The sequence below is a fragment of the Enterovibrio paralichthyis genome, from assembly GCF_019209835.1.
GTDB lineage: Bacteria > Pseudomonadota > Gammaproteobacteria > Enterobacterales > Vibrionaceae > Enterovibrio > Enterovibrio paralichthyis.
Genome location: NZ_JAHUTS010000002.1, coordinates 205,104 through 221,244 on the forward strand (window position 1 = coordinate 205,104; position 16,141 = coordinate 221,244).

Below are 16,141 nucleotides of genomic sequence, written 5' to 3' on the forward strand. Positions count from 1 at the left end.
ATCATTTTTATCTAATACACTCTCAGATAAAAACCAAACGCCTCTCTTCTGACTATACTTCTTATCGATAAAGCAATCATTAACTATTGGATTCTACGATGTGTTGGGGTGAAGGATGAAGGTTTCCCATAAAGTTGCCGTGCTGGCTTCCTGTATTGTTGTATTAAGTTTCTCTATTTTTTCTTGGTTTCAATACAATACGGTAAAAAATGCACTTTACGAAAACAAGGCTCAAACGACTCTCGAGGCCACATCAGCACTGGGTAACCAAATCACCAACTGGCTGAATAGCAAACTCGGCTTGATTGATATGATGGCTCAAACCATTGATGCCGATTTTAATGCTGAAACCATCCAAAAAACCTTTGATACTCCCCTGCTGAAAGACGAATTTCTTCTCATTTTTGGCGGATTAGAAACCGACGGTAAATCCATCACCAATGACTTGACATGGACACCTGAGAACTGGGATGCGAGAAAACGCCCTTGGTATCCACTCGCCAAACAACATAATCGCGCAATACTGACTGAGCCGTATGCAGATGCAGGTACTAATGAAATCCTCATCTCTGCCGTGGCAAATTTCTATGATAAGGGTGAGTTTAAAGGCGCGTTCGGCGGTGATCTTAGTCTTAATACAGTGTCTGAAGCCGTGAATACATTGAACTTTGACAACACGGGTTACGCCTTCCTTCTGAGTGCAGATGGCACCATAATCAGTCACCCCAACACCGAGCTCAATGGCAAATCCACGTCGGCACTATTCGGAGACAATGTGCCGCCGTTTTCAAAAAATATGGCCGAGTCCATCGTCGACGGCCAACCTGTCTTCACTGTTTTTTATGAACTCACCAACCTCTACGGTAACCAATGGTTGATTGGTGTGGTACTCGATAAAAATCAAGTCATGGCCGAAGCCACACAGCTTGGATGGATCGCTTTTTTTGCCACCATTATCAGCACGCTGTTTTGCTCAATTGCGTTATACATCGGAGTTTCTCGCCAGCTTAAACCACTCGATAGACTTCGCGACTCACTGCGGGAGATCAATAGTGGCGAAGGCGACTTAACCAAACGGATTGTTGTTTCCAGTAACGATGAATTCGGTAAACTGTCAAACGACTTCAATCAGTTTCTTGACTACTTACAAAACCTTATCAGTCAGGTAAAAAACATCTCGCTAGAGGTAAGAAAGAATACCGATTTCACTGCCGATGCCGCTTTTGCGTCTTCACAACGCGTGCAAAAGCAATTACAAGAACTTGAATCACTCACTGCTGCAATGGATGACATGTCATCCATTGCGCAAAATGTATCTGACAATGCGCAAAGGGCATCAGGCGCCGCACAGGAAGCGGACAATGCGGCATGTAAGGGCGTCGAAGTTGTGTCAAATACCTCTCAATCCATTTCAACCTTAACCGCAGAAATGGAAATGGCTGTTGGTAAAATTAACGAGCTATCTGGCTACAGCGACAATATTTCATCCATTCTGACTGTCATTACTGGCATTGCAGAACAAACTAATTTGTTGGCGCTAAATGCTGCGATCGAAGCTGCGCGAGCGGGAGAGATGGGTAGAGGTTTTGCCGTGGTTGCCGATGAAGTTCGAGCTTTAGCATCTCGTACGCAGCAATCCACAGAAGAAATCAAAAAGATGATTAGTCAGCTGCAATTGGGTGTGGGTAGCGCAGAAGACATCATCCTAAAAGGACGCGATACGGCCAAACATACCCAAGCAATAGCAGCTCAAGCAGACTCAATGCTTAACGAAATCCGAAACAGTATCGGCCAAATAAACGCACTTACCACAGACATAGCAAACGCCGCAGATAGTCAAAACACGACGACAATGGAAGTCAATCAAAGCGCTAATACGATGCGTACTATGAGCCAAGCCGCGTCTGAGAGAGCCTCTGAGCAAGAACAGCGTTGTGCCGGTATGGTCGAACTTACTAGCAAGCAGGATATAGAGCTGAACAAGTTTAAGGTTTGATCAGTTGTCCCGTTGAAATGTGCTGTGGTTTAAGGATTCTGGACACTACTTAAGGTGGCAAAGTCACCTTAAGTGGTCTCCCATGGAAAGGCAACGGTGTTATCTATCGACTGAATTCAATCCGAAGCCGCCCATCAAAGTTCGACCCGCCCAGTTCTGATTGGTGTAAACAACGTAATCCCTCCCAACATTGTGTCAATAAAGTTTACACTCCGCGAAAGTTTTACAGACAACTTGTTTTTATCCCCTTGAAATAAAGCCATTTTAATTTGTGGCGCACGTTTTGCTAAAAGCCAGTCCTGTAGTACATCGGGCAATCGGGCCCGCTGGTTCACCAGGCGTAAGGATTTGAGCCTATGCACAACGTTAATTACGTGAAAAAAAGGTATCGCCATCGGCTACAACAAGCCGTGTTGAATGTGAGTTTTATTCTGTTCTCTCTACTGTTACCCTCCACTGTATCCGCAGCGATACTCTCAGTCATACCCTCCACATCCTCCGTTACTACCGGGCAGTCAGTATTGATCGATATCGGGATCTCTGGCCTTAATGGCACCACACCCGGAAGTGCGCTTGCCGGCTTTGATTTTGATATCAGCTTTGACAGTAGTGTCTTTTCATTCTCTTCCGCGACGTTTGGTGACCCTACTTTCGGTAACCAATTGGATTTACCCGAAGCGGGTGCTTTCCCGTTTTTTGGGGATGCAATAGCTAGCGCAGGCATCGTCGATATTTTCGGCATTTCGGGAAACAGCCAGAGTGTCTTGGATTCTCTGCAAGAAGACTCTTTTCGGCTATTTCAGCTTGAATTTCTTGCAATTGCAGAATCAGCGTCGTCGGATATTGGATTTGTGGTAAACGATCCGCTTTTCAGCCTGTTGAACAGCAATCTGGATGAAGTGGCTTCAACCTTTACCCCTGGTCAAACAACATTGTCTGTTACCGGAGGCAACCCCCCAACGCCAATTCCTGAACCTTCTTCCTCATTTTTACTTATTGCGCTTGCCTTGTTTGCTACCCGTCTGTTCAGAGAATCCCGCTCGTTCAGGAGACCAAAATGAATCGTATATTTCGAACTCAGATACTCCTTTTAATCTTTGCACTTGCCCCCTTTTCACTCAAAGCCAACGCGGACGAACCTCAGGTATTTGAAGGAACTATTGTTGCTGTCGAAGGCCAGCGGTTAGCTATCGAATCTGCTGATGGCGATGTCACCTGGATGACCACATCGGCTTCTGTCGATGAAGAGATGGTCGGAAACACAATTTCGGGTAAATACGTAACCGGAGCCGATCTCCCTACCATCATCGAAACCGATTCCGGGAAGGAATAAGCAATTACGGAGATAAATTAATGACTCATCATTCCATGCAGATCTGCGCGTGGAGCGGGTTGCTATCATCGCTCTGTATAGCAGCTCCTGCACTCGCAAATACATCTTCCCCCTTCAACCCGCCGGAAGAAGAGCTTGGGGTCTATGTTGTTAACAGCGGCAGCGGCCTTGATACCGGATGCACTTTCCGTTCAGGCGGGCCACTTATTATTTCGCTTGAAGTTCCCGCCATCGTTAACCCCAATGCCATTGGATCGGATGGCTATTTGAAAGACGCTCCGGCACTGGTATCCAATGGTGTCCTTGGCGCTCAAGCTGTCATGCGTTTTCCGGTTTATGACATCGACTCCGGCGCAAACGTATCGGGGATCCAACCAGAAGTGGACAAAATATCCTTCAACGGCACCTTCAAGAAGAACCTCTCTGGTGTGAATAATCAATGGACGGACGATGCCATTATTATTCCGATTGAAGAGGTGAAGTTTGGTCAAACCAATGAAATTCGGATAGATATCGATACCGCCAATACTTCAGAATCCTGGTGTATGGCGGTCGACTGGGTGTCGCTGGAGTTTGATGTTTCGGCGCCATATGTACTGGCGCACGGAATAAACGCTGACGCCTCCAGTTGGGATGCTGGCTCAGCGCCGGGTGTGCTAGAAACACTGGATAACACTGGCGTGCTCTATACCCGTTTTTCTGTGACTGCTAATGGACGCTCTGCGGGAAATGCAGCTCAACTCGAACAGAACATCCAGGCGTTCCTTGACAGTATCAAATCCAAAAAGGTTCACGTCATTGCACACAGTAAAGGCGGACTGGATACACAGGAATTGAAAGCTAGGGCACCGAGCTTCGAGATACTCTCCTTGTCTACGCTATCAACGCCTCACCTTGGCAGTGTTGCCGCAGACCTTTCAATCATTCAAAAGGCAGAAGTCGATAACCGCGTCAACCAAGGAAACGACCCCAACGGTTTTGCTGCAACGTATATCAACTCTTGGACGTTTGGTCAGGGGCCCCAATTGCCGGGCTTGAGGGATTTGACCACAGGCAGAGCGAGTGAAGCAATATCGCTCAATCTCAGAGGAAATATCGGCAAGACGTTCACCATAGGCGCAAATGCGGACGCGAACGGCAACAATGATCTGGAATCATCCGAATCAGCCGGCCTTTTCCCCGGCGTTGCTCATTATGCCGCTGAGCGGGCTTGGCGGGTGATGCGTGATTTTTCTTCTGCGCCGATTCTACAAACGCAGACAACCCCCTGTTTCTTCTGTTTGGGTGGGGAAAAAACAACCCTCATTTACCAGACTATCGTCGCCGCGACACCGCAGGACAACGACATTGTGGTAACCACGAACAGTGCAAACCCAACAAGTTATGGAACGTCTCTTGGTAACAGTCTCCATAACCACAGTACGGTTAAAAATGCAGTAAACGTGGATCAGTTCCTTCAGAAAACCATACCACTTAGGTGAACCTATGATGATGAGTAGATGCTTTACACTCAAAAACCGGGGACACAATTCCTGTGCCTTTGCGACCGTGGTGAATAGGTTCGTTGTGTTTTTGGGTCTTATCCTGTCCTCTACAACCGTGACTGCAGAATCGGTTCCGGTTGCTGTCAATATGCCGGTCACACTGATTGAAGAGGTAAAAGTCAATGATACTGAAACGGAGTTTTCTTTCTTAATTGAAGGGGCTGATGGCCTCAAAACTGAAGCTGTAACGCCGCTTGACGGTGCAACGTTTCAGTTAATCGATCCAACGGGCGCTGTGGTGCTCGAATCCGGCGACGCTGAAGTAAGCTTCGTCTCCGGTGAAGACATTCAGCCTGGTTCAAATCTTCCCGGTGGTATTTTTTCCACTGAGGAAGTTGCCTCCCCCCAAAGTGGCGTGTGGAAAATCAAGCTGATTTACACTGAAGCCCCTGTCGACACAGTGATCGTCACCACCCTGTTTGTTCGTTCAAAATGGCAGGTTGGCGTTGCCCTCGACCGGGATAACTATTTGGTGGGAGAAGAGATTGCCCCTGGTATGCTGGTTCTGAATAACGGTTCGCCCGTTACAGGCCTCTCACCCACTATTACCGTTACCAAAGAAGGTGCAGCTCCGGACAGCGCACTGGGTAAGGATGACGGCGTGGATCCCGATGGGCTGGCTAATGATGGCGTATATACCCGCAGTTATACTTTTAATGCTGCCGGTACCTATATCATTCAGGCCAATACTGACATCCCTACTGTTAACGGTACGATCTCCCGCTCAGTCAGCCGCACGGTGACGGTGAAAGCGCCACCGGTAAATGTGTCGACCGTGGTTTCGCAACTGGTCTATGGCAACGGAGGGTGTATTGAAGGGATCAATGAAATCGCCACATTAACGGTGAACACGTCCGGGGAATATGTGGTTCAAGGCCAATTGGTGGCGAGTAATGGGAACACGCTGAATCAACAGGCTCGTTTCACGCTCTCTTCCGGCACGTCAAACGTCACGCTATTTTACGATGTGGACGATATTCTGGAAAGCCTGGCTGTAGATGGCCCGTATCAGCTTCCATACCTCAATGTACTATCGCTTTCGGATGAAGGCATCGTGCTTGCTGGTAAAGGAACCCAGCTCGGTGAAACGGACGCGATATCATTGGCTGATTTGTGTAGTGAGGATATCGTGATCGGCGAAGCGGTTATCTCACCGGTTATCCAAAACAACATGATCAGTGCTTTGGAGTTCTCCGTACCTGTTTCAGTCACGCTACAAGGCAGCTACCAAATGTCCTTCAAAGTTGTGTCTGCGACTGGACAGGATATTGACTTGGTTGCATTCTCCCGCTTTTTGTCCCAAGGACAAAACGATGTCACCTTCACCGTTGGTTCTGATCAGTTCCAGACCTCTGATGGCCCCTATCAGCTCATCTCCGCACTCGTTGTTCGTGGTGGGATATCTGCCCAGAAAGCATTTGTTGGCAGCTCAGATACCCTGCTCAGGTGGCAATTTGTGCCGACTAAGCAAGGGGATCTTGATGCGGATGGCGATGTAGACGCCGCGGATCGCGCAATACTTGTGCCTTTCCGCAACCAACAAGCGCTAAGCCCAGGTGACAGGAGAGATTTAGACAACGACGGTAAAATCACTATTCGTGATATTTTGTTGTTACAACGACTTAACTAAAAGTCTGTCATTTAGATAAACTTAAGGGGCTCCAGCGAGCCCCTTTTCTTTATCTTGATGCTGTTTAAATTTCCAATCTAGCGTTTGAACACCAGTGAAACTTAAACACCAAATATTGGCGAGATGCCGTAAACGAACAGAGTGCCAATACTGCCTGCGATTCAGTGTTATAAGCTTGCTACTACAGCATTGTAGTATGACTGAGGTGTCACCTCGTCCGCAGCAAGCTGATCTGCGACGCTAGCGCGCACAGATGTAATAATTTCCTGCTGGTCTTTTTGTTCAACTTCCAGAATTTCCAGCATCGTATAGATGTGCTCACCATAGCCTTTAGACGTGTCTTCCATCATCTGGTCGAAATTATCCTGGATAAACATCGCCGCTTTCACTTCACTGCCTTCACAAGTCTGTTGCGAAGAAATATTTGAAGACACAGCAGTTGTACCCAAGTCCCAGATAACGTTTGAGATAACAGCGCCAACAGGGGTATCTTTAAAAATCATTGCGCCAATACCACATTGTGTCCAAGGGTTAACGCCTTTCTTATTTTCTGCAGCGACATTCCCTGACATTAGAGCAGCAGCGACAGCGACTAAAGCAATTTTTTTCATAGTATTCACCAATAAATAGATAGATTCACGGCATATTCAAACCCTTGGTCATATCGAACAGATGTCCTGACATCAAATGCTTGATGTTCAAAAAATCGTTGTTCCCATCTCAAATGATTATCGTATTGCCAATTTTTGTTTAAATTAAAATAACCACCTAATTTAATTGAGCTAACCCAATAAGGAGCGATGGTTAATACCCCCCCAATCTCAGGACCACTGAAGAATTCAATGTCCTTTAATGAATTGAATTGAACCTCTCCTGCCAACGCAAAATAGTTCACGAAGTTGTCAGCAGTCTCCCAACTTTTGCCAACAAAGCCCTCGAAATACGTATTTGAGCAATCGATACAATCGAGAGCAGTTGGCTTGTATCCCGCGGAAATCCCCCACGCTAACTCGCTATCCTCTGGAAGCCCAGTTTGAGAAAGGTTCAAATTAACAATATCTATGAGCGTAAACTCTCTCAGTCGAACCCGTTCTTCCTCTTTGGTATATAGAAGTGTCAGGTCAAAAGTATTCAGCGCTGAGTTTTCAATACGCGCAGCATTTACATTCAACAGATCGTAATAGTTGGCACGGAACCGAAGCTCCAAGCCCTCGCCAAAGGCGTCGTTGTAGATTGGAGAAGCTTGAAACATGGCCGTGTTTTGGGCCTTATGAGGTGGCGTCTTTTTGTCGACTTTCCATTCCGTTTTCTCTGCCGGATATCTGAACCTTAGCGAAAGAAGTTTCTTAAGTTTTGTCGTCTGCGCATCGCTTAAACCGTCGTTTTTCACATTGATATAAGCATAGTAGTCATAGAGGGTGTCAATGATCCGCAAGGCACTGACTGTTGATTGGTCATTAAATTGCTTCTCAACATCTTGCAAAGGTGCGTCGATAACACTGGCAACGGTTATTTTTTCTTCGTTCTCAAGTTGGCTAAAGCGCTGGTACAGTTGCTCTTGTCTGGAACCATGATAAATAACATCATCAACAAACGTTTTTGCTTCGGGTTTATTCAACATCATGACAATGTCAAATGGCATCACCCAAAGTTTCCCTTCTGCGATCAGCTGTACGTCCGTGACCATTTCCAGGAGTTTGGCTAACTGGTACGCACAGTTTTCCGTGAAGAAATAGTACGTCATATTGCTATTTTCCAACTCCCATAAATGAGCCAACAGGAAGTTAACCTTGTTCTGTGACAGGCGAAGTCGATACTCCCACAAATCCCTTAATTCAGATTCATTGTAAGTGAGGTTTTGATGGTGGTATTTTTGGTTGGCAAATTGGCCGGAATAACCGCCAGTAATACCCTGGAAGATGTATACGAACTTATTCTCCCCATCAGGTACGCGGGCACCATAATTAAATGTGTTATCAAGAAACTCATGGTTTTGGGAATTATTAAATTTCAGTAGCAAATGCCCGTACATAGAGGCAGGATTACCCAAGTAGCCACTGGCATATATCAGGCTGACACTTTCTGCCGCGAAAGCCTCCATGTAAGCCTCATAATCGTCACATTCGGCGACTGGAAATTCTATGTCCGGTAACTGTTGTTCCAACCACATTTTTCTTGCGGGAAATCGGCATTGCGTTTGAGGATCAGACTTGAACGCTTTCAACGTCGCCCGCAGCTCCGCTGCAGCATCATTCTTGCCATCAGGAGAAAGAAAAAAGTCGGCGCTGTTTATGAGACTTTCTGACCCAAACAAACCGGGTTCATGGTGTAGTAGATTGAGCCACGTTTGGTTGTTATAGAGAGAGGAAACAGGGAGGATATCTGCTTCCTGAGCGCCTTCAGCATTTGTTGTAAATGATGCCAACAAGTGTAATGAGAATGCACTTATGCATTTTAAAAACCGTTTGATAGAACCACTTCTTATTCACGCCTTGGATTTCCATCAAGTAGAACACAGGGTGTCTGTTTTTTCGACACACGTCTGAGGTTGTTGTATTTATCTTTCTAAATTATTGAATTGGATCACTTTGATGGTCTGCTGTGCAACCTTCGTTCAAATTCTTCCGCGTTGACTAACTGCCCCATTATTACGCAACCAAACGCACATCAACGCTGCCTACAGCCAACTTGATCCTGAAGATAATTGGAAAACAACAAAGCCTTCTTTTTCTAGACGGTTTTGTTGTTCGAGCGAATCGGCCGCTGACGCAGCCAAAAGAAGTCTACTAACCGGAGAGGAGGCTCATATGTGTTAAGTGCTTTTTCGCGACACTAAACTTCACTTAATTTGAGCTTTATCATTTCAACACGACACGTATAATCCCTGCTCATTTTCCTGTTCCGAAAACTAAGAGTACCAGCATGTCTAAAATGTTTTTCAAAGGTCGAATCGAAACTCGACAAAACCACGTAATGTCAGGTTACAACGTTAATCGTGACGTAAAAGCTGGTACTGAAGAAGCGCCAATTTCGATCGCTGTGCAGACTGAAGCTCGTAAATTTGAAATTGAAGCTATCACTCAAGAGCATTCAATTGTTGCCAATATCACTATTGATGCAAACCAAGAAGAAAACACGGTTGAGTTGGACACGCTTCTGAGCAAACCAAAACCGATAGTATTTGAGAAAACACCTAACAGAAACGACCCTTGTAGCTGTGGAAGTGGCAAGAAATACAAGAAGTGCTGTGCATAGATTCCAAATACCGCCCTCACACGGCGGTATAACCAATGACATGGTTTCCCCTTCACCGGGATTTGCCACAATTAGGTCTTGCATCAAATACCGGAGATAACAATCTCTTCTCAATTCTCTTGAGGCGCTGACCTCGTTTGTCGTAAGCAATGACTTAATGGCGAAAATGACAAAGCGAAGTAGACGACTTTGTCGTTCGAGAGCACTGGCTGCTGACGCAGCCAAATGAGGCTATTGCCTATTGAACGGCGACGGGCTCATATGTGGTGTGTTTGGCGTTAAAGAGGTAGACACAACTCTATTTCACGCCCTTCTACTAAGTGACCTGTTGATACAAAACCACAGTTCTCGTAGAAACCTTGAGGGCTGCCTGATCCTGCAACAACACTTGTATATAGAGCCGATATTCCGAACTCACTGACCAGTGCTGATTTCAACAAACCGATAGCAATATGACCATAACCTTTTGACTGTTGATGTTTGTCGAGCATGAACCGCCAAAGCTCAAATTTACCCGAAACTGTGTCTGCATTTACTAAAACAAAGCCAATAGGCTTATTGTCAGAATAGATGCCTCTGAACCAAGGAAAGCTCATAAAGTTCGCTTCAGCCAATGAAATGGCATTGCTATCAACATGGTTCAATTGATTTTCAGCAACTTGTAACTGACAGATCTCATAGAAATTATCATGGTCAATTCTTCTTAGCTCGATTCCCATACTGACAATTTTCCTCCGAAAACCTAACGAATGACATGGATTCCCCTTCACCGGGATTTGCCACAATTAGGTGTTGCATCAAATACTGGAGATAACCATGTCTTCTCAATTCTTTTGAGGCGTCAACCTCGTCAATTATCACTTCTCCCTGCACGCAGTGAGTGACCGAGAAAAGGCTCATATGTATTAGCGCAAAAGTTCACTACCTAATTATGTACTGCGCTTTTTCGTCGAGAAAATACAAATGCAGCAACAAAAATACTGATGATGGAAAGTATGAAAACGCCCCCAAATATAGACACTTTGAAAGTGTAACTATCGCACATCCGTTCTACAACAGATTCACTAGGCCTTGCTGGATTAACAAAGATTTTTATTTCTTTTCCTTTATGCTTGGTATACACAAGCCTTTTGGCAGCATTGTGCAACTCACCGTTATCATATGATTTTACCCACGAATAACGATTACCTACATATACCTTACCGCCATAGTTATATTCATATGAAACCTTAGGAGCGTAGGCAATTTTCCGACGACGATTCGTATCTTCAAATGTCATAGAATCAACTTCTGCGTGAATTATCTTTGCTGAAGTCACATTCCAGTTTTGAGAAATATAACACCCAAATCCAATCTTCATCGGGTTTCCAGCGGTGACATACAGGAGTAGTAAGAACATTGGCGATAAGAGTAGTATCAATAGAATACTAAGGTACTTTTTAAACATCAGTTCATTTAACTTTTAGAAAATAGACTTCCATATTAACCGGGAGCCCAAATTCTTAATCATTGAATTGCGCTACTTTTGTCGCAAATTTTTGTGCTAACAATTTATTAGACCCCCAAAAACCATGAACGGAAAAACGCGACAAGATGGGGTATTTCTACCTACCTCTCGTTTGGCATCGGGAAATCCATTTGGAGCTCTCGAAATGAGAGTGACTGCGTTTAATTCCGTCGACTAGAAACGGGGCAAAATGCTTCCCGAAATTTCCACTGTTGATTCATTCCACAGCGGAAAGAAACCCCTGCCAGAAAATCTCAAATAGGTTTTTGTTTTTACGGTAATAATGGAGCGATAAGGAGTCCGTTTCATGCCGTCTAGCTTTCCCCTTCGCCCTGTTTTACTCGCTTGTCTGATTGTCAGTATTGGTCAGCTCAGTGTGGGTTTGTTGTTTCCCGCGTTGCCTTCCATTGCACAGAACTTTTCGTTAAACGCTGAGCAAGTCCAGCGACTGATCTCTTTCTACCTGCTGGGGTTTGGCCCTTCTCAGCTGCTTTATGGCCCACTTTCTGATGCCATTGGCCGCAAACCGGTATTGCTTCTGGGTATCGCCATTTCTATTGCGGGTTTGGTGCTGACTGTCAGCGGTGTCGATAACTTTTCCCTGCTCCTTTGGGGGCGCTTTTTGCAAGGTCTCGGTGCAGGATGCTGCTCCGTGCTGTCGCGGGCGTCATTGCGCGATAGCTACTCCTATCAACATTTGGCTCAGGCCATGACCTGGCTCGGTATCGTCGCGTCGTTCAGCCCAATTGTCGCACCTGTGATTGGCGGTTTTGTTAACTTCCATTTTGGTTGGCTGTCCGTGTTTGTTGCCATGCTGATCTACATCGCCATTGTCTGGTTGATCCTTGTATTCAGCTTCAAAGAAACGGTGAATACCAAAAGCCATGTACCCAACCTGAAAACCGTACTTGGTAACTACAAGCAATTGATTACATCCAGCTATTTCATCAGTTTTTCCGGCATTGGCTGGCTGAATTACAGCATGGTGGTCGTCTCCATCTCCGTCATTCCTTTCATCATGCAGGTGCAAATCGGCATGACGAGTGATGAATATGCTATCTGGGCGCTGATCCCGGCATTCGGCCTGCTTTTAGGCGGGGCGATTTGCAACAGGCTACGCCCAAAACTGGGCTCAGAGCGGATGCTGAAAGTTGCCCCCTATTTACATGCAATCGCCGGTATCTGGCTGATTGTTGCGCCGCTTACTGCGTGGTCGGTGATTGCAGGGCAATTCCTGATGGTGGTGGCAAACGGTATCGCCTTCCCCTGCGCCCAATCCCAGTTACTGCTGCCATTTCGGGACAAAGCAGGCACCACGGCAGCACTGGGTGGTGCGATGCAAATGGTCACGGCATCCCTGCTGAGCATGGGGTTGATGGCGCTGGGCATGAGCAAGGCGTGGCATCTTGGTTTGCTGCTGGTCTGTGTCGGCATTCTTGGCAGCGGACTGATCAGAGCTGGCTTTTCTGAGAAAAACCAGCTGGATGAAGAAGGGAACTTTAAAGCCTCGCCCTAAGCCTTCTGCTTGAAAGCCTTCCTTGAAAATGAGCGGAAATGGTGGCGTTAAACCGTCATTCCATCCCGGCCGATTTCGAGCCATTCAGGCACGCCATGTTCCATCAGCCAGGCATCAAGATCATGACCGAGATGGGTGATAATCAGGCGTTTGGGCGCCAAATCCAGGTAGATTTGCGTAACGGTGTTGATGTTGTTGTGGTTTCGCCCTGTATGGTCAGGCGGAAATGAACAGTCAATAATCAGTACATCCAGCGGTGGGAGTTCACTCAGAAATGACAGTGTATTGGTGGGAAGTGCGTCGGTATCGGTCAGATAAGCGATATTTTTCACACCGTATTCCAACAGATAGCCAAACGTTGGGCGTGAATGTGTCATGTGCAGCGGCGTAATACGAAGACCGTTAATGTTCTGCGGCTCTCCATGCGTCATCGTCGGCAGGAAGTTCAGGCAACCAGAATGTTTGAGCAAATCCGCGCAGCCCTGATCGTCCGGTGGGCACCACACCGGGATGGGGGAAGCCGTTCCCCAGCGTAGGTGAAACAAACCCTGAACGTGGTCTACATGAAAGTGGGTGAGCAAAAAACCGTGGTAAGTTTCTGCCGGAAAGCGCGAGTGTAAGTCCATCAACCCTGCATCAATCAGCAAGCGTTCCTTGGCGCTTCCATTTCCCCATTCCACCATGGCTGAGCAGGGCTTTCGCTCGAAGGTGGGGTGTTCTGTTGCCCTCTTGCACGCCGAACACTCACATCCATAAAGCGGCACGCCTCCCGCAGCACCGGTACCCAGCAAAGTCAGTCGCAACATTTGTCCTTCCATGAGTGGTTGAGAAGCCAAGAGAACCCGATGTCATAAAGTTAATCGCTTATTGTCAGAGCTTCACTGCTTTTGCACGGTTTTGTGCGCTGTACGTCTGACAAAGCTTTTGATCCAGCCTACACGCAAATTGCGCCACCGTATCTGCCAACGCACCGCTGTTATCAAGACAAATCGCATCATGTGGTTTCAGCGACTCATATTCGACCGCCCTCTCCAGGCGCTGGGCAATCTCTTCAGCCGATTCCCTGCCCCTCGCTTCCAGCCTTTCACGCAGCACTTGCTGGGAAACAGAAATCCAGACCACTTCCAGTTGCTTGCCAAACAGCCCTTGAGCCAACGGAAGGTAGGCGCGGGAGCCATTCACCATGACATCCAGCCCAGCTTCCAGCCAGTTTTCCACCTCCCTGCCCACGCCATAGCGCATACCGTTGGCGCGCCACTGCATGGTGAACAGCCCACGTTCGACACGAAGATCAAATTCCGCATCGGAAAGCGCCACATGGTTTTCACTGCCCGCCGAAGCGGGACGTGTGATGTAACGGTGTGCCACCATCAGGCGATCGGAGAACTGATCTCTTACCGCATCAATCAATGAATCTTTTCCCGCGCCGGATGCGCCCAATACATAAAACAATTTCGGCATTTTATCTCCGCCTCAGAACACACGACGACCGGAACGCCACACTTGCTGCACATACGGCTGGTTGAAATGACGTTCCACCAGCAACATATCGGCTCGCATCCCCTCTTTGATCACGCCCCGGTCTGCCAGACCCAGCGCTGATGCGGGCCTTTTCGTGGCCAGCGTTGCGGCGGCGGCCAAATCCATATCGTTTCGTTCGTCGTCCGCGAGACGGAAAACGGCTTCCAGCAGGCTTGCCGGAATGTAGTCAGACGAAAGTGCATCCAACACGCCAAGCGATGCCAGTTCGTGTGCCGCCACATTGCCTGAATGCGAACCACCGCGAACCACATTCGGGGCGCCCATCATCACTTTCAAACCCAGTTCGTGCGAGCGCTGCGCGGCTTCCACCGTGGTCGGGAACTCCGCCAACACCATGCCCAGCTCGCGGGATTCTTCGACATGTGCGCGGGTCGCATCGTCGTGGCTAGCAAGGGGAATCCTTTTAGCGTGACACAGCTCTGCAATCGCGCGTCGGTTGGTGTCTGACCATTGCGCAGACTGCTCGCGCTGGTCTTTTTCAAACGCTGCCATTTCGTCGTCACTGAGGTTGTATTTCCCCTGATAATATTCGTAGTACTTGTCGAGATTGACGAACTGACGCTGACCCGGCGAATGATCCATCAGCGACACCATATGGGTTTGCTCCAAATCAAGATAGCGCAATGCCAGTTCCACGGTGGAATGATGGGGCAACTCACAGCGGATATGGACAAAATGCTCAGCGCGGTTCAGACCTCTTTCACCACTCTGGACAATAGTGTTGATCATGTTATCGAGGTTTTCCTGACGGTGACCGCCATCGCGTACGTCACCCACAGCAATGGCATCTAAAACTGTGGTGATCCCAGCGCCAATCAATTGTGCGTCGTGTGCTGCCATGGCTGAAAACGGCGGCCAACTGACTTTTGGGCGGGGCGTGAAATACTTCTCGAGGTTGTCGGTGTGAAGTTCAATCAAGCCCGGCATCAACCACCCCTGATTACCATCAATCGCGCCCGGTTGCTGGCTTGGCGAATCAGACATGGCGCGAATCACGCCATTTTCAACTTCCAACGAGCCATTGATGACATCGTCTTCCAACACCAGTTGAACATTGGTAATGATCATTGCGCTTCCTTCCCTTCAGCTTTAATCAGTGTTGCAGTTGAAATGTCGTAGTAGTGGTCAGCCACACGCTGACGCACATATTCATCGTGGAAAATACCGACAATGGCTGCCCCGCGTTGCTTGGCTTCCAAAATGAGCTCAATTACCACTTCCCGGTTTCTTTCATCCAGCGATGCTGTCGGTTCATCCAGCAAGAGCACAGGAGAATCGACAATAAAACCCCTAGCGATGTTCACGCGCTGCTGCTCGCCGCCGGAAAACGTAGCTGGAGCCAGTTGCCAAAGATGCTCAGGCACATTCAGGCGCTTGAGCATGGCGCCTGCTTTCTCCCTCGCGGTTTTCTTGCTTTCCCCTTGCTCCACCAGCGGTTGGCAGACCACATCCAGTGCAGTGATACGGGGAATGACCCGGAGAAACTGGCTGACCCAGCCCAAGGTTTTCTTGCGTATATCCAGAATGTCTCGTGGCAGCGCATTGGCAATATCAATCCATTGCTCTTTATTGGAACTATCTGTATGGCGCACCTTAATCTCGCCACCATCGACGAGATAGTTCGCATAGAGTGCGCGCAACAAAGTACTTTTCCCCGCACCGGATCGCCCCAGCAATACCACGCACTCGCCTTTATCGACCGAGAAACTGGAATCGGCCAATACCGGCAACCTGACACTGTCCTGATTGTGGAGAACGAATGTTTTGCTAACGTTTTTTACGTCCAGCATTGTTGTCATGTTTGTGAAACTCATGGCT

At 47.6% G+C, this 16,141-nt stretch carries 15 protein-coding genes; 7 read left to right on the plus strand and 8 right to left on the minus strand.

Annotated features, from left to right (window positions below; translation table 11 throughout):
- The first annotated feature begins 115 nt into the window (after nt 1-115).
- The 5 genes from KU854_RS03265 to KU854_RS03285 all read left to right on the plus strand — a co-directional run bounded on the left by KU854_RS03265 (nt 116) and on the right by KU854_RS03285 (nt 6,503).
- The gene (locus KU854_RS03265; protein WP_218357047.1) at nt 116-1,996 is read left to right on the plus strand and encodes a methyl-accepting chemotaxis protein; all 1,881 of its coding nucleotides are present in this window, start codon (nt 116-118) and stop codon (nt 1,994-1,996) included.
- Nucleotides 1,997-2,352: 356 nt separating this feature from the next.
- Nucleotides 2,353-3,057, plus strand: coding sequence for a PEP-CTERM sorting domain-containing protein (locus KU854_RS03270; RefSeq protein ID WP_218357048.1), 705 nt, complete (start codon nt 2,353-2,355; stop codon nt 3,055-3,057).
- Entirely contained in the window at nt 3,054-3,329 is a 276-nt protein-coding gene (locus KU854_RS03275) for a hypothetical protein (protein ID WP_218357049.1), read from the plus strand. The genes KU854_RS03270 and KU854_RS03275 overlap by 4 nt, the downstream gene beginning before the upstream one ends.
- A gap of 20 nt (nt 3,330-3,349) precedes the next feature.
- Entirely contained in the window at nt 3,350-4,810 is a 1,461-nt protein-coding gene (locus tag KU854_RS03280) for an esterase/lipase family protein (RefSeq protein WP_255555378.1), read from the plus strand.
- Nucleotides 4,811-4,814: 4 nt separating this feature from the next.
- Nucleotides 4,815-6,503: a choice-of-anchor X domain-containing protein gene (locus KU854_RS03285; RefSeq protein ID WP_218357050.1), complete on the plus strand. Its 1,689-nt coding sequence runs from the start codon at nt 4,815-4,817 to the stop codon at nt 6,501-6,503.
- A 167-nt stretch (nt 6,504-6,670) separates the two neighbouring features.
- On the opposite strand, the gene KU854_RS03290 is transcribed toward KU854_RS03285, so the two are convergent.
- The gene (locus KU854_RS03290) at nt 6,671-7,114 is read right to left on the minus strand and encodes a DUF3015 family protein (protein ID WP_218357052.1); all 444 of its coding nucleotides are present in this window, start codon (nt 7,112-7,114) and stop codon (nt 6,671-6,673) included.
- A gap of 5 nt (nt 7,115-7,119) precedes the next feature.
- On the minus strand, nt 7,120-8,931 hold the full coding sequence (locus tag KU854_RS03295; protein ID WP_255555379.1) for an Lnb N-terminal periplasmic domain-containing protein: 1,812 nt from the start codon (nt 8,929-8,931) through the stop codon (nt 7,120-7,122).
- Between the two features lie 494 nt (nt 8,932-9,425).
- Here KU854_RS03295 and KU854_RS03300 point away from each other — a divergent pair, with 494 nt between their 5' ends.
- Complete coding sequence (locus tag KU854_RS03300) at nt 9,426-9,758, plus strand: PBPRA1643 family SWIM/SEC-C metal-binding motif protein (RefSeq protein ID WP_218357053.1); 333 nt, start codon at nt 9,426-9,428, stop codon at nt 9,756-9,758.
- Between the two features lie 278 nt (nt 9,759-10,036).
- Here KU854_RS03300 and KU854_RS03305 read toward each other — a convergent pair whose 3' ends face one another.
- A complete protein-coding gene (locus KU854_RS03305; protein ID WP_218357055.1) occupies nt 10,037-10,477 on the minus strand; it encodes a GNAT family N-acetyltransferase in 441 nt (146 codons plus the stop codon).
- Nucleotides 10,478-10,683: 206 nt separating this feature from the next.
- Nucleotides 10,684-11,118, minus strand: coding sequence for a DUF3592 domain-containing protein (locus tag KU854_RS03310; RefSeq protein ID WP_418885832.1), 435 nt, complete (start codon nt 11,116-11,118; stop codon nt 10,684-10,686).
- A gap of 454 nt (nt 11,119-11,572) precedes the next feature.
- Here KU854_RS03310 and KU854_RS03315 point away from each other — a divergent pair, with 454 nt between their 5' ends.
- Entirely contained in the window at nt 11,573-12,781 is a 1,209-nt protein-coding gene (locus KU854_RS03315) for a multidrug effflux MFS transporter (protein WP_218357057.1), read from the plus strand.
- Nucleotides 12,782-12,828: 47 nt separating this feature from the next.
- Here KU854_RS03315 and phnP read toward each other — a convergent pair whose 3' ends face one another.
- From phnP to phnL, 4 genes are all read right to left on the minus strand, one after another.
- On the minus strand, nt 12,829-13,587 hold the full coding sequence (gene phnP, locus KU854_RS03320) for a phosphonate metabolism protein PhnP (RefSeq protein ID WP_218357058.1): 759 nt from the start codon (nt 13,585-13,587) through the stop codon (nt 12,829-12,831).
- A 64-nt stretch (nt 13,588-13,651) separates the two neighbouring features.
- Nucleotides 13,652-14,242, minus strand: a complete 591-nt coding sequence (gene phnN / locus KU854_RS03325) for a ribose 1,5-bisphosphokinase (RefSeq protein WP_218357059.1) — start codon at nt 14,240-14,242, stop codon at nt 13,652-13,654.
- A gap of 12 nt (nt 14,243-14,254) precedes the next feature.
- Nucleotides 14,255-15,391: an alpha-D-ribose 1-methylphosphonate 5-triphosphate diphosphatase gene (gene phnM / locus KU854_RS03330; RefSeq protein ID WP_218357061.1), complete on the minus strand. Its 1,137-nt coding sequence runs from the start codon at nt 15,389-15,391 to the stop codon at nt 14,255-14,257.
- Nucleotides 15,388-16,122 carry a phosphonate C-P lyase system protein PhnL gene (gene phnL, locus KU854_RS03335; RefSeq protein ID WP_218357258.1) on the minus strand — a complete coding sequence of 245 codons (735 nt, stop codon included), beginning with the start codon at nt 16,120-16,122 and terminating at the stop codon, nt 15,388-15,390. The genes phnM and phnL overlap by 4 nt, the downstream gene beginning before the upstream one ends.
- Between the last annotated feature and the right edge of the window lie 19 nt (nt 16,123-16,141).